Annotated in this window: 14 protein-coding genes; 9 read left to right on the top strand and 5 right to left on the bottom strand. The window is 56.9% G+C overall.

From position 1 onward, the window contains the following. The first annotated feature begins 9 nt into the window (after positions 1-9). The 6 genes from bcsB (at position 10) to V1566_RS01740 (ending at position 12,300) form a co-directional block, all read left to right on the top strand. Entirely contained in the window at positions 10-2,430 is a 2,421-nt protein-coding gene (gene bcsB, locus V1566_RS01765; protein ID WP_395304906.1) for a cellulose biosynthesis cyclic di-GMP-binding regulatory protein BcsB, read from the top strand. A gap of 6 nt (positions 2,431-2,436) precedes the next feature. Beyond that, on the top strand, positions 2,437-3,543 hold the full coding sequence (bcsZ, locus tag V1566_RS01760) for a cellulose synthase complex periplasmic endoglucanase BcsZ (protein ID WP_395305943.1): 1,107 nt from the start codon (positions 2,437-2,439) through the stop codon (positions 3,541-3,543). After that, entirely contained in the window at positions 3,525-7,007 is a 3,483-nt protein-coding gene (gene bcsC / locus V1566_RS01755; RefSeq protein WP_395304905.1) for a cellulose synthase complex outer membrane protein BcsC, read from the top strand. Before bcsZ ends, bcsC begins: the two co-directional genes overlap by 19 nt. 119 nt (positions 7,008-7,126) lie before the next feature. Further along, positions 7,127-9,133 carry a biofilm formation regulator HmsP gene (gene hmsP, locus V1566_RS01750; RefSeq protein ID WP_395304904.1) on the top strand — a complete coding sequence of 669 codons (2,007 nt, stop codon included), beginning with the start codon at positions 7,127-7,129 and terminating at the stop codon, positions 9,131-9,133. A 159-nt stretch (positions 9,134-9,292) separates the two neighbouring features. Beyond that, on the top strand, positions 9,293-10,579 hold the full coding sequence (locus tag V1566_RS01745) for a dicarboxylate/amino acid:cation symporter (RefSeq protein WP_023333768.1): 1,287 nt from the start codon (positions 9,293-9,295) through the stop codon (positions 10,577-10,579). A gap of 227 nt (positions 10,580-10,806) precedes the next feature. Further along, entirely contained in the window at positions 10,807-12,300 is a 1,494-nt protein-coding gene (locus V1566_RS01740) for a M16 family metallopeptidase (RefSeq protein WP_395304903.1), read from the top strand. A 50-nt stretch (positions 12,301-12,350) separates the two neighbouring features. On the opposite strand, the gene V1566_RS01735 is transcribed toward V1566_RS01740, so the two are convergent. Together V1566_RS01735 and V1566_RS01730 are read right to left on the bottom strand one after the other, a co-directional pair. Then, positions 12,351-13,526, bottom strand: a complete 1,176-nt coding sequence (locus tag V1566_RS01735) for an IS4 family transposase (RefSeq protein ID WP_395303820.1) — start codon at positions 13,524-13,526, stop codon at positions 12,351-12,353. Positions 13,527-13,645: 119 nt separating this feature from the next. Next, a complete protein-coding gene (locus V1566_RS01730) occupies positions 13,646-14,575 on the bottom strand; it encodes a sugar kinase (RefSeq protein ID WP_395304902.1) in 930 nt (309 codons plus the stop codon). A 229-nt stretch (positions 14,576-14,804) separates the two neighbouring features. Here V1566_RS01730 and pdeH point away from each other — a divergent pair, with 229 nt between their 5' ends. From pdeH to V1566_RS01715, 3 genes are all read left to right on the top strand, one after another. Continuing rightward, complete coding sequence (gene pdeH, locus V1566_RS01725) at positions 14,805-15,578, top strand: cyclic-guanylate-specific phosphodiesterase (RefSeq protein WP_252034910.1); 774 nt, start codon at positions 14,805-14,807, stop codon at positions 15,576-15,578. A 65-nt stretch (positions 15,579-15,643) separates the two neighbouring features. Then, complete coding sequence (locus V1566_RS01720; protein WP_395304901.1) at positions 15,644-17,686, top strand: AsmA family protein; 2,043 nt, start codon at positions 15,644-15,646, stop codon at positions 17,684-17,686. A gap of 237 nt (positions 17,687-17,923) precedes the next feature. After that, a complete protein-coding gene (locus tag V1566_RS01715) occupies positions 17,924-18,910 on the top strand; it encodes an IS110 family transposase (protein ID WP_395303481.1) in 987 nt (328 codons plus the stop codon). Between the two features lie 35 nt (positions 18,911-18,945). Here V1566_RS01715 and V1566_RS01710 read toward each other — a convergent pair whose 3' ends face one another. The 3 genes from V1566_RS01710 to V1566_RS01700 all read right to left on the bottom strand — a co-directional run bounded on the left by V1566_RS01710 (position 18,946) and on the right by V1566_RS01700 (position 22,506). Beyond that, on the bottom strand, positions 18,946-20,268 hold the full coding sequence (locus tag V1566_RS01710) for an MFS transporter (protein WP_395304900.1): 1,323 nt from the start codon (positions 20,266-20,268) through the stop codon (positions 18,946-18,948). Positions 20,269-20,528: 260 nt separating this feature from the next. After that, the gene (yhjD, locus tag V1566_RS01705) at positions 20,529-21,551 is read right to left on the bottom strand and encodes an inner membrane protein YhjD (RefSeq protein ID WP_395305942.1); all 1,023 of its coding nucleotides are present in this window, start codon (positions 21,549-21,551) and stop codon (positions 20,529-20,531) included. 55 nt (positions 21,552-21,606) lie between these two features. Beyond that, entirely contained in the window at positions 21,607-22,506 is a 900-nt protein-coding gene (locus V1566_RS01700) for a LysR family transcriptional regulator (protein WP_395304899.1), read from the bottom strand. Positions 22,507-22,550 lie beyond the last annotated feature (44 nt).

The raw sequence follows: 22,550 nt of genomic DNA, 5'->3' as shown, positions 1-22,550 counted from the left end.
GATAACGCGATGAAAACAAAACTTTCCTGGTTATGTGCAGTGGCAATGGGGATGAATGTTATCCCCGCAACAATGGCTAACGCAGCTCCTGGTAACGCAGCGGCAACGCCTGCGCCAACGGTACCTGTCGTCGCGCAAGCAACCGATCCGGTTGTCACCGCGGCACCTGGCCAAACAGAAAATATCACGCCGAACCAGCCAACGGAGGGGAACACCCTGCCGGCAGACGGCCAGGTCATCGGGCAGGTGATGCCGGGCGTCCGGGGGGCGAATGCGCCCGTCGTCGCGGACAATGCGCCGTCACGGGACGTGAAGCTGACCTTCGCGCAAATCGCACCGCCTCCGGGCAGTATGGTGCTGCGCGGCATCAACCCTAACGGCGGCATTGAGTTTGGCATGCGCAGCGATGAGGTCGTCTCTAATGCGGTGCTGAACCTGGAATACACCCCGTCGCCGTCTCTGCTGCCGACACAGTCTCAGCTGAAGGTCTACCTGAATGATGAGCTGATGGACGTCCTGCCGGTCACGAAAGAGCATCTGGGCAAGAAAACCCAGGCTCAGGTGCCGATCAACCCGCTGTTCATCACCGACTTTAACCGCATCCGCCTGGAGTTTGTCGGTCACTACCGCGATGTCTGCGAAAACCCGGCCAGCAACACGCTGTGGATGGACGTCGGGCGTAACTCCTCGCTGCAGATGACCTACCAGTCGCTGGCGCTGAAAAACGATCTCTCGGCATTCCCGGTTCCGTTCTTTGATCCGCGCGATAACCGTCCGCTCACCCTGCCGATGGTGTTTGCATCGTCCCCGGACGTGACCGAGCAGCTGGCGGCCACCATCGTGGCGTCCTGGTTTGGTTCACGCGCCGGCTGGCGTGGTCAGAGCTTCCCGGCGATGTACGACAAACTGCCGGACAGAAATGCCATTGTGTTTGCGACCAACGCGAAACGCCCGGCCTTCCTGCGCGATCATCCGGACGTCAAAGCGCCGACCGTTGAGATGATAAGCCATCCGGAAAACCCGTATGTGAAGCTGCTGGTGGTCTTTGGCCGCGACGATAAAGATCTGGTGCAGGCTGCAAAAGCGATTGCCCAGGGCAACGTCCTTTTCCGCGGCAACAGCGTGGTGGTGGATGAGGTTAAACCGCTGCTGGCGCGTAAACCTTATGATGCGCCAAACTGGGTGCGTACCGACCGTGCGGTAACCTTTGGCGAGCTGAAAACCTATGAAGAACAGCTGCAGGCGACGGGGCTTGAGCCCGCGCCGATTAGCTTGTCACTGAATCTGCCGCCGGATCTGTACCTGCTGCGTACCAACGGCATTGATATCAATCTGAACTACCGCTATACCGCGCCAGCGACCAAAGACAGCTCGCGCATGGATATCAGCCTGAACAACCAGTTCCTGCAATCGTTCAGCCTGCAAAGCACACAGGATACTAACCGCCTGATGCTTCGCCTGCCAGTGTTGCAGGGGCTGCTGGACGGTAAAACGGATGTCTCCATCCCGGCACTGAAGCTGGGTGCGATAAACCAGCTTCGCTTTGACTTCCAGTACATGAACCCGATGCCTGGCGGCTCGGCGGAAAACTGCATCACCTTCCAGCCCGTACAGAACCACGTTGTGATTGGCGATGAGTCGACCATCGACTTCTCGAAGTATTATCACTTCCTGGCGATGCCGGATCTGCGCGCCTTTGCTAACGCGGGCTTCCCGTTCAGCCGCATGGCCGATCTTTCTGACTCCATTGTGGTGATGCCAAAAGCGCCAAGCGAAGGGCAGGTCACGACCCTGCTGGACACCATGGCGACCGTTGGAGGACAAACAGGATTACCGGCGATTAACGTCACGTTGACGGACGATGGCAGCCAGATTCAGAACAAAGACGCTGACATTCTGGTGATCGGTACCATTCCGGATAAGCTGAAGGATGACAAACGTATCGATCTGCTGGTGAAAGCGGCCCAGTCCTGGGTTAACACGCCGCTGCGCCAGACCGAGTTCCCGAGCATTATGCCGGATGCGAACGATCGTCAGGCCAGCGCGCAGACGACGGTTACGTCTCAGGGGGCAATGGCCGCGGTGGTGGGCTTCCAGTCACCTTACAACGAACAGCGCAGCGTGGTGGCTCTCCTGGCGGACAGCCCGCGCGGGTATGAACTGCTCAATACGGCCATGAACGACAGCGGTAAACGTGCCGCGATGTTTGGTTCCGTGTCGGTGATCCGTGAGTCCGGCGTCAACAGCCTGCGCGTGGGCGATGTGTACTACGTGGGCCATCTGCCGTGGTTTGAACGCCTGTGGTATGCGATGTCTAACCATCCGGTTCTGCTCGCCATCCTGGCGGCGGTCAGCGTGGTCTTGCTGGCGTGGGTGCTGTGGCGTCTGCTGCGTATCATCAGCCGTCGTCGCCTGAACCCGGATGAGTAAGATGTGATGAAAGCCTTTCGCTGGTGTGCATTTGCAGCGTTGATGCTGGCGGCGCTTCCTCTTCGCGCCGCCTGTACCTGGCCTGCCTGGGAGCAGTTTAAAAAGGATTACATCAGTGAGGGCGGGCGTGTCGTTGATCCCAGCGACACGCGCAAAATTACGACGTCGGAAGGGCAAAGCTACGCCTTGTTCTTTGCCCTGGCGGCGAACGATCGCAACGCGTTTGACCAGTTGCTGACCTGGACGCGCGATAATCTTGCCAGCGGCAATCTCAACGACCACCTGCCTGCCTGGCTATGGGGTCAGAAAGATAAAGAGACGTGGGCGGTGATTGATACCAACTCCGCCTCTGACGCCGATGTCTGGATCGCCTGGTCACTGCTCGAAGCGGGACGCTTGTGGAAACATCCGGACTATACCCGCACGGGCAAGGCGCTGCTGAAACGCATTGCCATCGAGGAAGTGGTGAAAGTGCCGGGGCTCGGCGCAATGCTGCTTCCCGGTAAAGTCGGTTTTGCCGATGAACACGTCTGGCGCTTTAACCCCAGTTATCTTCCTCCACAGTTAGCGAGTTATTTCACGCGTTTGGGTGCCCCGTGGCCCCAGCTTCGTGAAACCAATCTGCGCCTGCTGCTGGAGAGTGCACCGAAAGGTTTTTCGCCGGACTGGGTGCAGTATCAGAAAAACAAAGGCTGGCGGTTACAGCAGGATAAATCGCTGGTGGGCGGCTACGACGCCATCCGCGTTTATCTCTGGGTGGGAATGATGAGTGATAAAGATCCTCAGAAAGCCCGGCTGCTGACGCGCTTCCAGCCGATGGCGGCAAAGACAATGAAACGGGGTGTACCGCCGGAGAAAGTGGATGTGGCGACGGGGAAACGCACCGGGAATGGTCCGGTCGGGTTCTCTGCCGCCATGCTGCCGTTTTTACAACAGCGTGATGCCCAGGCGGTTCAGCGCCAGCGCGTTGCGGACCATTTTCCCGATAACAATGCCTATTACAGCTACGTGCTGACTCTCTTTGGGCAAGGATGGGATCAGCATCGTTTTCGCTTCACCGCAAAAGGTGAATTAATACCGGATTGGGGCCAGGAATGCGCAAGTTCACAGTAAATCTACTCACTTTATCGCTTGGCCTGGCGCTTATGCCGTGGGCCCAGGCCGCCAACTCTCCGCAGCAGAAACAGCTGCTGGAGCAGGTTCGGCTGGGCGAATCGACACAGCGTGAGGATTTGGTTCGTCAGTCGCTCTATCGTCTTGAGCTGATTGACCCGAACAACCCTGACGTCATTGCCGCACGCTTTCGCTACCTGCTGCGCCAGGGCGATAACGCTGGCGCACAAAAAGAGCTGGATCGTCTGAAAGGGATCGCGCCGGGCTCGAGTGCGTACCAGTCATCTCGCAACACGATGCTGCTTTCCACGCCGGATGGCCGCCAGCAGCTCCAGCAGGCGCGATTACTCGCCACCACGGGACACACACAGGAGGCGATTGCCGCCTATGACAAGCTGTTTGACGGCAACCCGCCGGGCGGCGACGTGGCGACGGAATACTGGAACGTCGTGGCGAAAGACCCCGCTCGCCGGAATGCAGCCATTAACCAGCTCAAGAAAATAAATACCAGCAGCCCAGGAAATACACAGCTGCAGGCGACGCTGTCCCAGCTTTTGTTCCAGAGCGGACGCCGTGATGAAGGCTTTGCGGTGTTGCAGGAGATGGCCAAATCTACCAATGGTCGTAACCAGGCGTCTGATATGTGGTATGACCAAATCAAGGGTCAGCCTGCCAGCAGCGCCAGCGTCAGCGCGCTGCAAAAATACCTGAGCGTATTCAGCGACGGTGATAGCGTCGCGGCGGCGCGTGCCCAGCTTGAAGCGCAGCAAAAACAGCTCGCTGACCCGGCGTTCCGCGCGAAAGCGGAAGGGCTGGCGGCGGTGGATGCCGGGCAGGGAAGTAAGGCGGTGGCTGAGCTGCAAAAAGCCGTCAGCGCCAACCATGCCGACAGTGAAGCGGTGGGCGCCCTCGGTCAGGCCTATTCCCAGAAAGGCGACCGCGCCCGCGCGGTGGCGCAGTTTGAAAAGGCGATTGCCCTCGATCCCCAGAGCGATAACCGGGGTAAATGGGACAGTTTGCTCAAGGTTAACCGTTACTGGCTGCTGATCCAGCAGGGCGATGCGGCGCTGAAGGCGAATAACCCGGCGCAGGCGGAGCGTTACTACCAGCAGGCACGCGGTATCGACAATGCCGACAGTTATGCCGTGCTGGGGCTGGGCGATGCTGCCGCGGCGCGTAAAGATAACGACGCGGCGGAACGTTATTATCGCCAGGCGCTGCGTATGGACAGCGGCAACAGCAATGCGGTCCGCGGCCTGGCTAATATCTACCGCGCGCAGTCCCCGGAGAAGGCCTCGCAGTTTATCCAGTCTCTCTCCGCCAGCCAGCGCCGGAGCATTGATGATATTGAACGCAGCCTGACTAACGAGCAGCTCTCCGCCCAGGCAGAACAGCTGGAAAATCAGGGGAAATACGCTCAGGCGGCAGAGATTCAGCGTCATCGTCTGGCGCTCTCTCCGGGCGACGTGTGGATAACCTATCGTCTCTCGCGCGATCTCTACAGTGCGGGTCAGCGCAGCCAGGCGGATACCCTGATGCGTCAGCTTGCCAGCCAGAAACCGGCCGATCCGGATCAGGTGTACGCCAGCGGGCTCTATCTTTCCGGTAACGATCAGGACCGCGCCGCGCTGGCGCATCTGGACACGCTGCCGCGCAGCCAGTGGAACGGCAATATTCAGGAGCTTGCCGACCGCCTGCAAAGCAACCAGGTCCTGGAAACCGCCAACCGTCTGCGCGACAGCGGCAAAGAGCAGGAGGCGGAAAACCTTCTGCGTCAGCAACCGACTTCCACCCGCATCGACCTGACGCTGGCGGACTGGGCGCAGCAGCGTGGCGATCTGGCGTCGGCGAAAACGACGTACAGCGCCGTTCTGCAGCGTGAACCGCAGAACGAAGACGCGATCCTCGGCCTGACCGAGATTTATAGTGCGCAGGGTAACAACGATGCCGCGCGCGCAGAGCTGGCGAAACTGCCCGCCGCGCAAAACGGCCAGCCGCAGTCGCTCAACATGCAGCGCCGGGTCGCGATGGCGCAAGCAGGCCTGGGCGATTCCGCTGCCGCAGAGCAGACCTTCAACAAAATCATTCCGCAGGCTAAATCGCAGCCCGGCTCCATGGAAAACGCGCTGGTATTACGTGATGCCGCGCGTTTCCAGGCGCAAAACGGGCAGCCTCAGCAGGCGCTGGAAACCTATAAAGATGCGATGGTGTCGTCCGGCATCACGACGACCCGTCCGGCCGACAACGACAATTTTACCCGTCTGACGCGTAACGATGAAAAGGACGACTGGCTGAAGCGCGGCGTGCGCAGTGATGCCGGTGACTTGTACCGTCAGCAGGATGTTAACGTCACGCTGCAGCACGACTACTGGGGCTCCAGCGGCACGGGTGGCTATTCCGACCTGAAAGCGCATACCACCATGCTGCAGGTGGATGCCCCGCTCTCTGACGGACGCATGTTCTTCAGAAGCGATCTGGTCAATATGGATGCCGGTTCGTTTGATAACAATAACGGGACTTACGATCCTAAATGGGGGACCTGCTACGAAACACCGTGTAGCGGCAATACCCATCAGTCCGACAATGGCGCAAGCGTTGCCGTCGGCTGGCAGAATAAAACCTGGGCGATGGATATTGGCACCACGCCAATGGGCTTTGACGTCGTCGACGTGGTGGGTGGCATCAGCTACAGCAGCGACCTGGGGCCTGTCGGCTATACCGTTAACGCCCATCGCCGCCCAATCTCCAGCTCTCTGCTGGCCTTTGCCGGGCAAAAAGATACCAACACCGGCACCACCTGGGGCGGCGTACGTGCCACCGGTGGCGGCGTAAGCGTGAGCTATGACAAAGGGGAAGCGAACGGCGTTTGGTCCAGCCTGAACGCGGAAACGCTGACGGGTAAAAATGTGGAAGATAACTGGCGTGTCCGCTGGATGACGGGTTACTACTACAAGCTCATTAATAAAAACAATGAGCGCCTGACGGTCGGCGTCTCCAATATGCTCTGGCACTACGATAAAGACCTGAGCGGTTATACCCTGGGTCAGGGCGGCTACTACAGCCCGCAGGAGTATGTCTCCTTCGCGCTGCCGGTGACCTGGCGTAAACGCACTGAGAACTGGTCCTGGGAGCTGGGTGGCTCGGTGTCCTGGTCTCACTCCAAAACCAAAGACGAGCTGCGCTACCCGATTCAGAATCTGATCCCAACCGATGAGCCAGACCGCTACACCGACCGGGGCGCGATGGAAACCGGCAGCAGCAGCTCAGGCACGGGTTATACCGCGCGGGCCATTATCGAACGCCGCGTAACGTCCAACTGGTTTGTGGGCATGGGCGTGGATATCCAGCAAGCGAAAGACTATACCCCAAGCCATGCGCTCATTTATGTGCGTTACTCTGCTGCAGGCTGGCAGGGCGATATGGACTTACCGCCGCAGCCGCTCATCCCGTATGCGGACTGGTAATCGGATTTTCCTTAATCCATTTGTAAGTCTCTCTTAATAGCGTGGCAATCGGGTATACTCAGGCGCGCCAGGTTTACACCCTGGCGCGCCCTGCGCTTCGAGTTTTGTGGAGAGTCATTTTGCGTGTCAGCCGTTCCTTAACAATCAAACAGATGGCGATGGTCTCTGCCGTCACCATGCTGTTTGTACTGCTTTTCTGCGTAATTCTGCTGTTTCATTCCGTACAGCAGAATCGCTATAACACGGCTTCGCAGTTAGAAAGTATCGCCCGCTCGGTGCGCGGCCCGCTTTCTGCCTCTATCCTGAAAGGGGATATTCCCGAAGCGGAAACCATTTTAAAACGCATTCAGCCTGCCGGCGTCGTTAGCCGCGCCGACGTCGTCTTGCCCAACCAGTTTCAGGCGCTGCGGATGAGCTTTATTCCGGAGCGTCCCGTCCCGATGATGGTGATGCGCCTGTTTGAACTGCCTGTGCAAATTTCGCTGCCCGTTTATTCACTCGAACGCCCTGCCAACCCGCAGCCGCTGGCCTACCTGGTATTACAGGCAGACTCCTACCGCATGTATAAATTCGTCATGAGCTGGGTGGTTACGTTAGTGACCACTTGCTTACTTATGACGCTAATCCTCAGCGTGGCGCTCACCTGGTGCATTAACCGGCTGATTGTTCATCCGCTGCGCCGTATCGCCCGCGAGCTGAATACGCTTGCACCACAGGATCAGATGGGGCATCAGCTAGAGCTGCCGCGTCTGCATCATGACGATGAGATAGGTATGCTGGTGCGCAGCTACAACCTCAACCAGCAGCGCATCCAGCGTCAGCAGGATGAGCTAAACAGCAGCGCCACGCGCTTCCCGGTGTCGGAGCTTCCCAATAAAGCCTTCCTGATGGCGATACTGGAGCAGACCGTTGCCCGTCAGCAAACCACGGCGCTGATGGCAATCGCCTGTGAAACCCTGCAGGACACGGCTGGCGTGCTCAAGGAGAGCCAGCGCGAAATGCTGCTGCTGACCCTGGTGGAAAAGGTGAAATCTGTCCTTGCCCCGCGCATGGTGCTGACCCAGGTCAGCGGTTACGACCTGGTGGTGATTGCCAATGGCGTAAAAGAACCCTGGCATGCGATTACATTAGGTCAGCAAGTACTCACTGTCATTAATGAGCGGTTGCCCATTCAGGGTATCCAGCTTCGTCCAAGCGCCAGTATCGGTATCGCCATGTACTATGGTGATTTAACGGCGGAACAGCTTTATCGTCGTGCGTTCTCGGCGGCGTTTACCGCCCGGCGCAAAGGGAAAAATCAGATCCAGTTCTTCGACCCGGAGCAGATGGAAAAGGCGCAGCAGCGCCTGACGGAAGAAAGCGACATCCTGACCGCGCTGGATAACCGCCAGTTTGCCCTCTGGCTACAGCCACAGGTGAATTTGCTGACGGGAGAAGTGAAAAGCGCCGAGGCGCTGCTGCGTCTGCAGCAGCCGGATGGTTCGTGGGAGCTGCCGGAAGGGCTGATTGAGCGCATCGAGTCCTGCGGCCTGATGGTTACCGTTGGTTACTGGGTACTGGAGGAGTCCTGCCGTCAGCTTGCGGCCTGGCAAGAGCGCGGCGTGACGCTGCCGCTGTCGGTCAATTTGTCTGCCCTGCAGCTTATGCACCCGACCATGGTTTCAGAGATGCTGGAGCTGATCCATCGTTACCGAATCAAGCCAGATACGTTAACCCTGGAAGTGACTGAGAGCCGACGTATTGACGATCCCAACGAGGCGGTCGCGATCCTGAAGCCGCTGCGCAATGCCGGCATTCGCATTGCGCTGGACGATTTTGGCATGGGATACGCCGGGCTGCGCCAGCTTCAGCACATGAAAACCCTTCCGGTGGATGTGCTCAAAATCGACAAAGCGTTTGTCGAGGGTCTGCCTGGCGACAGCAGCATGGTGCAGGCGATAATCCAGATGGCGCGCAGTCTCAACCTGGATCTTATTGCCGAAGGGATTGAAACCGAAGCGCAACGCGCCTGGCTGGCAGAGGCGGGCGTGGAGAGCGGACAAGGCTTTCTTTTTGCCCCTGCTGTTCCTTCGGATGTCTTTGAACAACGATACCTTTCTGGCGCTGACAACCACGCAAAAGTGTAATTTTGTTGCTGGCTTGTGCGAGCCAGCTCAAAGTTCTTAACATTTGTGTTTCAAATTTGAACTGAGTTTATTTCTGTCCTGTTATGTGGGTGTTATTTTAAAGCCGCAGGTTAACCATAACCTTACAAAGCCTGTGGTTTTTCTTCCCAAGGACACCTTATGAAAACCTCACTCTTCAAAAGTCTTTATTTCCAGGTCCTGACAGCCATCGCCATCGGTATTCTGCTGGGTCACTATTACCCTGAACTGGGCGCGCAAATGAAACCGCTTGGCGACGCGTTCGTTAAGCTCATCAAAATGGTCATCGCTCCGGTGATCTTCTGTACCGTCGTGACGGGCATCGCTGGCATGGAAAGCATGAAGGCGGTAGGTCGTACCGGTGCAGTGGCGCTTCTCTATTTTGAAGTGGTCAGTACCCTTGCGCTGATTATCGGTCTGATCATCGTCAACGTGGTGCAGCCAGGCGCAGGGATGAACGTAGACCCCTCAACGCTGGATGCCAAAGCGGTCGCGGTGTATGCCGAGCAGGCGAAGGATCAGGGCGTGGTGGCCTTCCTGCTTGACGTGATACCGGGCAGCGTCATTGGTGCGTTCGCCAGCGGAAACATTCTGCAGGTTCTGCTGTTTGCCGTGTTGTTTGGCTTTGCCCTGCACCGTCTGGGCAGCAAAGGCCAGCTCATCTTTAATGTGATCGAAAGCTTCTCGCAGGTCATCTTCGGTATCATCAATATGATCATGCGCCTGGCGCCAATCGGTGCCTTCGGTGCGATGGCCTTCACCATCGGTAAGTATGGCGTCGGTACGCTGGTGCAGCTGGGTCAGTTGATTATCTGCTTCTATATCACCTGTATCCTTTTCGTGGTCGTGGTGCTCGGGTCCATCGCCCGCGCGACGGGTTTCAACATCTTCAAATTTATCCGTTACATCCGCGAAGAGCTGCTGATTGTTCTGGGGACCTCCTCTTCAGAATCGGCGCTGCCGCGTATGCTTGATAAGATGGAAAAGCTGGGGTGCCGTAAATCGGTGGTCGGGCTGGTGATCCCAACGGGCTACTCCTTCAACCTGGACGGCACCTCGATATACCTGACGATGGCGGCCGTGTTTATCGCTCAGGCGACCAACAGCCATATGGATATTTTCCACCAGATTACCCTGCTGGTGGTGCTCCTGCTCTCCTCTAAAGGGGCGGCAGGCGTGACGGGCAGCGGCTTTATCGTGCTGGCTGCCACCATTTCCGCTGTGGGCCACCTGCCGGTGGCGGGTCTGGCGTTGATTCTGGGTATTGACCGCTTCATGTCAGAGGCGCGTGCGTTAACCAACCTGGTGGGTAACGGCGTGGCAACGGTGGTGGTAGCGAAATGGGTGAAAGAGCTGGATCACAAAAAGCTCGACGATACTCTGAATAACCGTTCAACTGACAGCAAAAATCCTGGCTTATCCTCTTAATCTTGTCACAAATGCCCGTATTCCCTTGTCGGGATGCGGGCTCCTGCGCATAATAACTGTTCGTACCTGTCATAATTCGACAAGATTTTTTTTGGGTATATTTCACTTCGGACCGTGACGTTTTGCCGAACGCGCGGTCTAATCGACGTGTTTTCATCGTCATCTTTAAGAGTGAAGCGCGTCGCGAAACACTCTTTTTTAACCAGGAATGTTGATCAGGGGTTCACATGCAGGGCACAAAAATTCGACTCTTAACCGGCGGTTTGCTGATGATGGCAGCAGCCAGTTATGTGCAGGCAGATGCGCTCCAGCCAGACCCGGCCTGGCAACAAGGGACATTAGCGAACGGTTTTCAGTGGCAGGTGTTAGCCACTCCGCAACGTCCCAGTGACCGTATTGAAATCCGTCTGTCCATTAATACCGGTTCCCTCACGGAAAGCACTCAGCAAACCGGTTTTAGCCATTTTATTCCCCGGCTGGCGCTCACGCAGAGCGGCAGCTTGCAAGCGGTTCAGGTGCGTTCGCTTTGGCAGCAGGCCATCGATCCGAAGCGTCCACTTCCACCGGCTGTTGTCTCGTATGACTACACCATGTTTAACCTGAGCCTGCCAAACAACCGTAACGACCTGCTTAAAGAGGCGCTTACGTATCTCTCCGATGCCTCTGGCAATCTGGCGATTACGCCGGACACCGTCAACTATGCGCTGAGCAACAGTGACATGGTGGCGACCTGGCCTGGGGATACCAAAGAGGGCTGGTGGCGTTACCGCCTGAAGGGCTCAACGCTACTGGGACATGACCCGGCCGAGCCGCTGAAACAGCCGGTGGACGCCGAACAGGTAAAATCGTTCTACCAGAAGTGGTACACCCCGGACGCGATGACGCTGATCGTAGTAGGCAACGTGGACAGCCGCGCGGTGGTGGAGCAGATCAACAAAGCATTTGGTGATTTGAAAGGCAAGCGTGAAACGCCAGCCCCTGTTCCGACGCTCTCTCCGCTGCGTGCAGAGCCTGTAAGCATAATGACGGACGCCGTGCGTCAGGATCGCCTCTCCGTCATGTGGGATAACGCCTGGCAGCCAATCCGTGAGTCCGCGGCGATGTTGCGCTACTGGCGTGCCGATCTGGCCCGTGAAGCGCTGTTCTGGCACGTTCAGCAGACGCTGAGTAAGAACAACGTGAAGAATATCGGTCTTGGCTTTGACTGCCGCGTGCTGTTCCAGCGTGCGCAGTGCGCCATCAACGTTGAATCGCCGGGCGATAAGCTGAATGCCAATCTGGGTGTGGTTGCGAAAGAGCTGGCAAAAGTGCGTAAAGAGGGGCTTTCCGAAGAGGAGTTCAACGCTCTCGTGGCGCAGAAAAAACTCGAGCTGCAGAAGCTTTTTGCGACCTACGCTCGCGCCGACACCGACATTCTGATCAGCCAGCGTATTCGTTCCCTGCAGAATCAGGTGGTGGACATTGCGCCGGAACAGTACCAGAAGCTTCGTCAGGACTTCCTGAACGGTCTGACCGTCAATATGCTCAATCAGGACCTCCGTCAGCAGCTGTCGCAGGAGATGGCGTTGATCCTCCTGCAACCGAAGGGCGAGCCGGAATATGACATGAAGGAACTTCAGAAGACCTGGGATTCCATTATGGCTACCGCGCCACAGCCTGCGCAGGCCGCCACGGCTGATGACTTACATCCGGACGCGACAGATATTCCGCAGGGGCAGTAATGCTTAAATATTCCCTCTCCCACCGGGCTGAGGGATCCCCAGTAATATGGTCATACCACCATGACCATATTACTGTACTCTTTTCCCAGCTTTTTTATCTCGTTACCTATATTCAGCCGCCTCACTTTTCCAGGCTCATGCCGGATGACTTCTTCTGCCAGACTCAGGTAAGACAGGACCCGCCTGTGTCTGATACTGCTTGCCTGATAATGCCTGTGTAAGCACTGCCTTTCTGCCCTGTAACCTGCCAGCCACAGCACCAGACTTGCCATCGCTGCGACCAGATTCAGCACTTCCAGCCGCCCTTTTCCCTGACTCCGGCTCAGCCTCAGACCGAACCCGAAGCGGGGACTTTTGTCGTCCCGGAAGTTCTGTTCTATCTGCATTCTGCGGCTGTACAGCGCCATTATCTGGTGCGGCTCCAGCCCCTCTGCATTACTGAACAGCAGCCAGGGCTCACGGGCGCTACTGCGGTGTTCCCGCTGTGTTTTTGGCATTCCCCCTTTTCCCTGACGCCCTGCGTCAGGGCGCTTATGCAGATAGAACCGGCCGTAACAGGGCGCTCGTGGTTTACGGGACAGGACACCGTAACCCACGCAGACCGGTTGTCCGGTAGCCTCAAGCTCGCTGATTTTCATCCACTTTTTATCTCCGTCCAGCCGGAAGCTGATACAGCCCCTGACCCTGCCGGTGAAGCGCCAGCCCAGCTGGCTGACATGCCGGAACCAGTCTGTCCGGAAGCCTGCATCCGTAATGATGGTAACGGCTTTGTCTTTCGGGATGGCGTCATGCAGGCGGTCAAGGAAGCGGCACTGTACACCGCTGTTCTGCGCCAGCTCTGCGGGGACAACTTCACTCATAAGCGGAAGTGAGCGGCCATTACAGACCAGGCTTGCCCGCAGAAGATGCCAGTTCCTGTCATGCCAGCCGGTCCAGTCGACAGCGATAACACAGAAGGGCATCAGGGAGGTGATGGTATGTGTGAGCAGGTGCTGAATACGGGGAATATCACGGTGAAGGGCGGTATTGCCCAGGGCACGGTCAACACGTTTGATTTTATTTTTAACGTGCGCCCTGCCGGGAAGGGTACGTCCCAGGCTGGTCAGGGTCAGACTGGCACCGTGCGTGAGGGCGACGGCCATGGAAACAAGGACATTGACCCGGAAGCTGTGAATGTCAGGTAAAGACGCGGAGAAAAATTTCTGGCAGACTGTCTGTAAAGGCACGATGAGGTCTCTTCTGATTTGTTAGCGCAACCAGTAGATCACACTTCATCGTGCTTTTCATTTTTTTGGGGAACCCTCAGCCCACCGGGAGAGGGTTAGGGCATCAGCCCGCACCCTACTTAAACAGGCATCGCCTCACGCGGAATAATCGCCCCGCGATACTGAATCACCGTGCTGGCCGTCAGGTGCCCACGCTGTGCCGCCGCTTCCGGCGTTCCACCCGTCAGACGTACCGCCAGATAGCCCGCGCTGAATGAATCGCCTGCCGCCGTGGTATCAATCACTTTCTCTTTGGCAAGCTTCACCGCCGGGACGTCAACCAGCGCTTCACCCGACACTGCGACCAGGCAAGAATCCGCACCGCGCTTAATCACCACTTCGCTCACGCCTGACGCCTGCGTGCGTGCAATCACGTCCTCTACCGGTTTCTCACCCCACAGGGCGTCTTCATCGTCGAGCGTCAGGAAGGCGATGTCGGTGCATTGCAGCATCTGTTGGTAGACCTGCTGCGTCTCTTCGCGGCTGGCCCACAGGCGCGGGCGGTAGTTGTTATCGAAAATAACCTTCCCGCCGTTTGCACGGCAGTCGCGCAGCAGCGAGAGCAGCTTTTCTCGGCTGGCGGGGCTTAAAATCGCCAGGCTAATGCCGCTCAGATAGAGATAGTCAAATGTCGCCAGCTCTTCGCAGATGGCCGCGGCCGCGTCGCTCTCCAGCCAGAATTTGGCCGCGGCTTCGTTACGCCAGTAATAAAACGTGCGTTCGCCGGTGCTGTCGGTTTCGATGTAATAAAGCCCCGGGAGGCGGTTTTCCATACGCTGAATCAGCGACGTTTCAACATGTTCACTCTGCCAGGCCTCCAGCATTTGCTGGCTGAAGCTGTCCGTGCCCAGGGCGGTAACGTAGTTCACGGTAAGCGCATCAGGCGCGACCTGACGGGCAATGTAAACCGAGGTGTTTAACGTATCGCCACCAAATCCGCGGCTGACTTCCGCGCCTTTTTGTGACAGCTCAATCATGCATTCGCCAATCACGGCAATTTTTTTGGACATAGTCGTGAACCTGAACAGAAGAATTATCAGCAGTGTGCGCTGAGTGAATTAACCGGTCAACTATATTAAAACAACGTTCCATTCTTTTGTTTGAGCCAGCGCGTGTTCCCGCGCATTTCTGTCATCTTAATTTCATCTTCCCGGTGAATTGAACATAAAGTTCTCAATTGTCGCGCCGATAATCCTGTGACGAGTCCAGAAAGGCTATCCCAACAACAGGACATCTGAAATGAAGTCAGAGCAGGTTATCCAGCGGCTGAGCACTACGCCTGAGGCAAGTATTGAGAACTTGCAGGAGCATCGCTACTGGCTGCAATGTGAGCGTGCGTACACCTATCAGCCGATCTACCGAACAGATGGTCGACTGATGGCAATTGAAATTTTGACCGTCGTTACGCACCCCTCAAACCCGACTCAGCGCATCGCGCCGGACCGCTATTTTGCCGAAGTTGCCGTTCGCCAGCGTCTGGACGTGCTGGAAGAGCAGCTTCGTATGCTGGCGACGAAGCAGTCCTTTTTCGAACGGCACGATATCCTCGCCTCGGTGAATGTCGATGGCCCAACCCTGCTGGCGCTGCGCCAGAATGCGAAATTGCAGGAGCTGATCGCCACTCTTCCGTGGATGCGTTTTGAGCTGGTGGAGCATGTCCGTCTGCCGCAGGATTCCTCGTTTGCGTCGATATGCGAATACGGCCCGCTGTGGCTGGATGACTTTGGCACCGGCATGGCGAATTTTTCCGCACTGAGTGAAGTGCGCTACGACTACATTAAAGTGGCCCGCGATCTGTTCATCATGCTGCGTCAGACCCAGGAAGGGCGGAATCTGTTTACGCTGTTGTTACAGCTGATGAACCGCTATTGCCAGGGCGTGATTGTTGAAGGTGTGGAAACACTGGAAGAGTGGCGCGATGTGCAAAACTCTCCCGCAGCGGCGGCGCAAGGCTATTATCTCTCTCGCCCGGTACCCATGGATCGCCTCGATAACGTTATAACGACCCTCTGATAAGCCCGCTTCCCTTTGTCTGGACTATAGTTTTACAGAACAGGTCATCAGGAAAGGGGATAAAAATGACAAGAACAACCAGGGTAATCTCCTGGACAGCAGGGATTTTCTTGTTGTTGATCGTGGTCGTCGCCATCATTATTGCGACGTTTGACTGGAACCGTCTCAAGCCGACCATCAACCAGAAAGTCTCAACCGAACTGAACCGCCCCTTCGCCATACGTGGTGATTTAGGGGTGGTATGGGAGCGTCAGAAAGAGGAGCCAGGCTGGCGAAGCTGGATCCCCTGGCCACACGTCCATGCCGACGACATCATCCTCGGCAACCCGCCGAATATCCCGGACGTCACAATGATCCACCTGCCGCGCGTTGAAGCCACGCTGGCTCCGCTGGCGCTCCTCACCAGAACGGTCTATCTGCCGTGGATCAAACTTCAGCAGCCCGATGCGCGCCTGATCCGACTCTCAGAAAAAAACAATAACTGGACGTTTAACCTTGCCAGCGACAGCGAAAAAGATCCGAATGCCCAGCCTTCTTCCTGGTCATTCCGTCTCGACAATATTCTTTTCGATCGCGGACGGATCGCCATCGACGATAAGGTCAGCAAGGCGGATGTGGAGATCCTCGTCGATCCGCTGGGCAAACCGCTACCGTTTAGCGAGGTCACGGGCACGAAAGCAAAAGGCGAGGCGGCAAGCGTAGGTGACTATGTCTTCGGCCTGACGGCAAAAGGACGCTACAACAATCAGCCTCTCAGCGGTAAAGGGAAAATAGGCGGCATGCTGGCGCTGCGGAGCGAAGGCACGCCGTTCCCGGTGCAGGCGGATTTCCGTTCCGGTAACACCCGCGTGGCGTTCGTGGGCACGGTCAACGACCCGATGAATATGGGTGGCGTCGACCTTCAGCTTAAATTTGCCGGTGATTCGCTGGGCGAGCTGTATGAACTGACCGGCGTACTGCTGCCGGATACCCCACCGTTCGAAACGGACGGGCATCTGGTTGCCAAAATCGACACCGAAAAATCGTCCGTTTTTGACTACCGGAATTTCAATGGGCGCATCGGCGACAGCGATATTCACGGCACCCTGACCTACACCACCGGGAAACCGCGCCCGAAACTGGAAGGGGATGTTGAGTCCCGTCAACTGCGTCTGGCCGACTTAGGCCCGTTGATAGGTATCGATTCCGGTAAAGGCACGAAGTCAAAAGAGGTGAAGAAAGATCCTCAGCCTGCCGGGAAAGTGCTGCCTTATGACCGTTTTGAGACGGATAAATGGAACGTGATGGATGCGGATGTGCGCTTCAAAGGTGGAAAAATTGAACATGGCAGTACGCTGCCGATCAGCAATCTTTCGACCCATATCCTCCTTAAAAACGCCGATCTGCGCTTGCAGCCGCTGAAGTTTGGCATGGCGGGTGGGACGATCTCCTCGAACATTCACCTGGAAGGCGATAAGAAGCCGATGCAAGGACGGGCGGAGATCCAGGCGCGTCGATTGAAGCTGAAAGCGCTGATGCCGAACGTAGAGTTGATGCAGAAAACCCTGGGTGAAATGAACGGTGATGCCGACATTCGCGGCGTGGGGAACTCGGTGGCAGCACTGCTGGGCAGCGGCAATGGTAACCTGAAGCTGCTGATGAACGACGGGCTGGTGAGCCGAAACCTGATGGAGATCCTGGGGCTGAATGTCGGTAACTACGTCATCGGGCAAATCTTCGGTGATGACGAGGTGCGGGTGAACTGCGCGGCGGCCAATCTGGATCTGGTTAACGGCGTGGCGCGCCCGCAGATTTTTGCCTTCGACACGGAAAACGCGGTGATTAACGTGACCGGGACCGCCAGCATGGCCTCAGAGCAGCTTGATTTGACGATTGACCCGGAAAGTAAGGGGATCCGTATTATCACTCTGCGCTCGCCGCTTTACGTGCGCGGGACCTTCAAAAATCCGCAGGCGGGCGTGAAGCCCGGACCGCTGATTGCGCGTGGTGCAGTAGCTGCGGCGCTTGCGACGCTGGTTACCCCAGCCGCCGCGCTGCTGGCATTGATTTCGCCGTCAGAAGGCGAGGCCAATCAGTGCCGGACTATTTTGTCGCAGATGAAGAAGTAAGGTGCGGCCTGTTTTTGCCGGGTGGCGCTGCGCTTACCCGGCCTTGTATTATCCTTCCGTGCAGAAAGAACCGGCCAGTTCTTTCTGCCATGCAGTCCACATGCCGTACCCGGCCTTAGGCCACGAGCCTGTGTTGTAGATCCCTGCAGTGGACTGCACCTTCTCCACAAGTGACAAACCGGACAGTATCATGGACCGGTTTTCCCGGTAATCCGCATTCACAAGGTTGGTTTCACTATGGAACAGGAACTTCACTTTATTGGTATCGATGTCTCCAAAGCTAAGCTGGATGTCGATGTGTTGCGACCTGATGGCCGTCACCGCAGCAAAAAATTTACTAACACACCTAAAGGTCACGAGGAGCTGCTCAGCTGGCTCCGCAGCCATAATGTGGCTCAGGCACATATCTGCATGGAAGCGACCAGCACCTATATGGAAGACGCAGCAGCATCCCTCAGCGATGCCGGTTTCACCGTATCCATCATCAACCCGGCTCTTGGTAAAGCCTTTGCGCAGAGTGAAGGCCTGCGCAGTAAAACCGATGCCGTTGATGCCCGTATGCTGGCAGAGTTCTGCCGGCAGAAGCGTCCGGTAGCCTGGGAGGCACCTCATCCGCTGGAGCGCGCGTTGCGGGCGCTGGTGCTGCGTCACCAGTCCCTGACAGACATGCACACGCAGGAGCTGAACCGTCGTGAGACGGCGCGGGAGGTGCAGATGCCGAGCATCGATGCGCACCTTCTGTGGCTGGAAGCGGAGCTGAAGCGGCTGGAGAAACAGATAAAGGACCTGACGGATGATGACCCGGACCTGAAGCACCGGCGAAAACTGCTGGACAGCATACCGGGTATCGGTGAAAAGACATCCGCGGTGCTGCTGGCGTATGTGGGGCTGAAGGACAGGTTCGGTCAGGCGCGGCAGTTCGCGGCTTTCGCAGGACTGACACCGCGGCAGCATGAATCAGGAAGCAGCGTACACAGGGCAAGCAGGATGAGTAAGGCTGGCCATGTCTCGCTTCGCAGGGCGCTGTATATGCCCGCGATGGTGGCGCTGTACAAAACGGAGTGGGGAAAAGCGTTCAGGACGCGTCTGGAAAAGAACGGCAAGGGAGCGAAGCTGATAATCGGAGCGATGATGCGTAAGCTGGCGCAGGTGGCGTATGGCGTCCTGAAATCAGGACGCCCGTTCGATGCCACATTGCATCAGGAAAATGCTTGCGTGGCATAACAGTATCTACATTTGAATCGTAGGCCGGCATTAGCTTACAGTGCCTGATGCTTAGTCTCGTGCGTCAGCAGCAGCGCAATCAGCGTCAGCGCCGCCATGGCCGCCAGATAAACTCCCACGTAAAACAGACCATAATTCGCCTGCAGCCAGGTGGCGATATATGGCGCCACAGACGCGCCCAGAATGGACGAGACGTTGTAAGAGAAAGAAGCACCGGTATAACGCACTTCCGTCGGGAACAGCTCAGGCAGTAGCGCGCCCATCGGGCCGAAGGTCAGCCCCATCAGGCTCAGGCCAATCAGCAGATAGGCCATCACCAGCGCCGGGCTTCCTGAACCCAGCAGCGGCGGGAAGACGAACAGGGCAAACAGAATAATCAGCGTGGTGATCGTAATCATGCTTGCACGACGACCGAATTTATCCGCCAGCAGGCCCGCAATCGGTACCATCACACCAAACCCGATCACCGCCATCATCAGCATCCACAGCACTTCGTTACGCGGCAGACCCAGCCCAACCGGCGCGGCGGCGGTACTGAACGTCATGGAGTAGACGGTCATGATGTAGAACAGCGTATAGGTTGCCAGCATGATAAACGTGCCCAGCACGGTCACGCGGACGTGTTTGGTCAGCAGCGTACCCAGCGGCACTTTCACCTGCTTGTTCGCCGCGGCCACTTTCGCGAAAACCGGGGTCTCATGCAGAGAAACGCGCACATACAGGCCAATCAGCACCAGCACGGCTGAGAAGATAAACGGAATACGCCAGCCCCAGTTCATAAACTGTTCATCTGTCAGCAGCCAGGAGAGCAGCAGGAACGTCCCGTTGGCAAAGAAGAAGCCAATCGGTGCGCCAAGCTGCGGGAATGAGCCATACAGCGCGCGCTTGCGCGCCGGGGCGTTCTCGGTGGCCAGCAGCGCCGCGCCACCCCATTCACCGCCCAGGCCCAGACCCTGACCAAAACGCGCCAGCGCCAGCAGGACCGGTGCCAGAATGCCGATGGTTTCATAGGTTGGCAGCAGACCGATGGCCACGGTGGAAATACCCATAGTCAGCAGCGAGGCCACCAGGGTGACTTTGCGGCCAATGCGATCGCCAAAGTGTCCAAACAGCGCAGAGCCAATTGGACGCGCAACAAACGCGATAGCAAAGGTCGCCAGAGACTGCAGCGTGGCCGCCGTCGGATCGCCCTGCGGGAAGAAAATGTGCGGGAAGACGATGACCGCCGCGGTGGCGTAAATATAAAAGTCGAAGAACTCGATGGCGGTGCCAATCAGCGAGGCGACGACAACTTTATTGCGCGAATTTACCGGAACGTTTTCCGTTTCTGAGTCGAGTGTGGTGGCGGTTGCTTGCATAATATTTTCTTATTTTTGTCGAACGAAAGGCCATATTACGCACAGCAAAAGCGACATTTCAATCTGTAACAAAGCCGTGCGCTGGTGATAAAAGCAACAAAAAGCGGATAATTTTCAGGCCAGCCAAAACACGTCTATGAAATGCTTCACAGATTTTAAATATCAGTCAATAAAACTGGTTTTCGGTTAAATAAAAGTTACGGACTGGATTTATATGCTGAAATGATGAATTGGGCTGAAATTTCAGCCCGGGAGTGGGGTTAGCGGTGCGTTTTGCCCGGCATTCGCGGGTCGTCTTTGTACTCGGCAGTGGCAATCCACGCCGCGCAGAACAGGGTTAAACGCGCGAAGAAGTAGAAGAACGCCATCAACCCCAGCACCGAGCCAAACGCCGCGCCGGAAGGGGATTTCACCAGCGACGGTAAGGTGTAAGTCATCACGATTTTGATGGCTTCAAAGCCGATCGCCGCAATCAATGTGCCGCGGATCAGCGCCTTCTTGCGCGGACGATGGCGGGGCAAGCGCCAGAAGATCCAGAAGAACAGCAGGTAGTTGGCGAAGATGGAAATGGCCAGCCCAATGCCGCGCCAGGCGGGCTTCAGCCATTCGATGTAATCAAGGTAAAGCGCGGAGATGATCATCTGCTGCGCCGAGCCCGCCACGGAGGTAATGGAGAGCGTCACGATGAGCGCGACAAGCAGGCCTATCAGCGAAACAAAATCGCGGAGATACTTAACCCAAATTTTCTCCTGGTCCTGCGGCTTACGCTCCCAGACATCGCGCGACTGGGCGCGAATGGCCTCGCGCAGGTTGCCCATCCAGTTCACGCCGGAGTAAAGGGCAATCAGCAAACCGACGATGCCGACGGTGGTACGCTGCTGCACGGCGGTATTGATGGTGCTTTTGAGCGTGCTGGCAAGGGTCGGGTCACTGACGTTATTCAGGATCTTATTGAAGATATCCTGCAGCAGCGTCGGGTGCGACGCAAGCACAAAACCTGCCGCCGCAAACGACACCATCAGGATCGGGATCATCGACAGGAAGGAAAAATAGGTGATAGCAGCACCAAACTGGTTTCCCATGCGGTCATTAAAGCGCTCGGTCGCGCGTATCAGATGCGCAATCATGGGAAACTGCTGAATTCTCGCGGCGATGCCGGTGACGGTCCCCAGCGCTTTACTGGCGGTGCCTGGCGACGTGGCCTCTTCAGGCCCGGTTTCCATCTTTTTGACGGGCTCATACTCTAAATGTTGGGTGGGTCGTTGCGGGTTGTTTTCCGGCATCACGCGCATTTTCCTTTTCGTTGAGCTGGATGTGTTTTTGAATTATAGCTTGCGACTAGTCCACGTAAGCTTTTGTGAGTTCAGTTAGCCACTCCATGAACAGATGGACCCGTCGGGAGAGGTTGCGGCGGTGGGGGTAAATCAGGGAGACAGGCATCGGCTCGGCCCGGTATTGCGGGAGGATCTCAATCAGTTTCTTCGCGCGCAGTAAATCGCGCACCCCAACCCGCGGAACCTGAATAATGCCCAGCCCAGCGAGACAGGCAGCCTGGTAAGTTTCCGTGCTGTTGACGGTTAACACCCCGCCGGTTTTTATCCACTGCGTCGCACTGCCGTTATAAAACTCAAAGCCCTGCGGGCGGGTTCCCAGCATCGCGGCGTAGTGGATCACGGCGTGCGAGCCTAAATCGTCCAGGGTTTCCGGGTAGCCAAATCTCGCCAGATAATCCGGACTGGCGCAGTTAATCACCGACAGCTTGCCCAGCGGGCGGGCGATAAGCCCTGAGTCCTTCAGTGTGCCGACGCGAACGACGCAATCAAACCCTTCACGGATCACATCCACCAGGCGATCGCTGCTGCTGAGTTCCAGTTCAATGCCCGGATAATGCTGCAGAAAAGCAGGCAGTTTGGGGATGACTAAATTTCGAGCAACGCTGACGGGCATATCCACGCGCAGACGGCCGCTGATGCTGGAGGGATCGTGCTGAAACATGCCGTCGAGTTCATCAAGGTTTGCCAGCAGATCTTTTGCCCGCTCGTAATAGACCATGCCGTCCTGCGTCAGGCTGACGCGGCGCGTGGTGCGGTGCAATAGCTGGGTGCCAAGCCGGTTTTCCAGAGCCTGAATTTGTCGTGAAACGCTGCCTTTCGGCAGGGTTAATGTTTCGGCCGCGCGGGAAAAACTCTCCAGTTCCGCGACGCGGACGAATAGCTGCATTGCGTGAATTTTATCCATAGAGAAAACTCATTATTGTTGCTGTTGAAACAGTGAAGCGTTTT

Origin of the sequence: Enterobacter sp. ECC-019, from assembly GCF_043974075.1 — a bacterium.
Classification (GTDB): Bacteria; Pseudomonadota; Gammaproteobacteria; order Enterobacterales; family Enterobacteriaceae; genus Enterobacter; species Enterobacter asburiae_D.
Note: the sequence above shows the minus strand (reverse complement) of the source record. Positions and strands in the feature narration are given on the sequence as shown.

What these genes read in the sequence shown, in the direction of transcription:
- V1566_RS01715 (WP_395303481.1), top strand. Translation starts at nt 17,924, where the DNA reads ATGGAACAGGAACTTCACTTTATTGGTATCGATGTCTCCAAAGCTAAG.
- pdeH (WP_252034910.1), top strand. Translation starts at nt 14,805, where the DNA reads ATGAAGTCAGAGCAGGTTATCCAGCGGCTGAGCACTACGCCTGAGGCA.
- V1566_RS01710 (WP_395304900.1), bottom strand. Translation starts at nt 20,268, where the DNA reads ATGCAAGCAACCGCCACCACACTCGACTCAGAAACGGAAAACGTTCCG.
- yhjD (WP_395305942.1), bottom strand. Translation starts at nt 21,551, where the DNA reads ATGCCGGAAAACAACCCGCAACGACCCACCCAACATTTAGAGTATGAG.
- bcsB (WP_395304906.1), top strand. Translation starts at nt 10, where the DNA reads ATGAAAACAAAACTTTCCTGGTTATGTGCAGTGGCAATGGGGATGAAT.
- V1566_RS01720 (WP_395304901.1), top strand. Translation starts at nt 15,644, where the DNA reads ATGACAAGAACAACCAGGGTAATCTCCTGGACAGCAGGGATTTTCTTG.
- bcsC (WP_395304905.1), top strand. Translation starts at nt 3,525, where the DNA reads ATGCGCAAGTTCACAGTAAATCTACTCACTTTATCGCTTGGCCTGGCG.
- bcsZ (WP_395305943.1), top strand. Translation starts at nt 2,437, where the DNA reads ATGAAAGCCTTTCGCTGGTGTGCATTTGCAGCGTTGATGCTGGCGGCG.
- V1566_RS01730 (WP_395304902.1), bottom strand. Translation starts at nt 14,575, where the DNA reads ATGTCCAAAAAAATTGCCGTGATTGGCGAATGCATGATTGAGCTGTCA.
- V1566_RS01745 (WP_023333768.1), top strand. Translation starts at nt 9,293, where the DNA reads ATGAAAACCTCACTCTTCAAAAGTCTTTATTTCCAGGTCCTGACAGCC.
- V1566_RS01700 (WP_395304899.1), bottom strand. Translation starts at nt 22,506, where the DNA reads ATGGATAAAATTCACGCAATGCAGCTATTCGTCCGCGTCGCGGAACTG.
- V1566_RS01740 (WP_395304903.1), top strand. Translation starts at nt 10,807, where the DNA reads ATGCAGGGCACAAAAATTCGACTCTTAACCGGCGGTTTGCTGATGATG.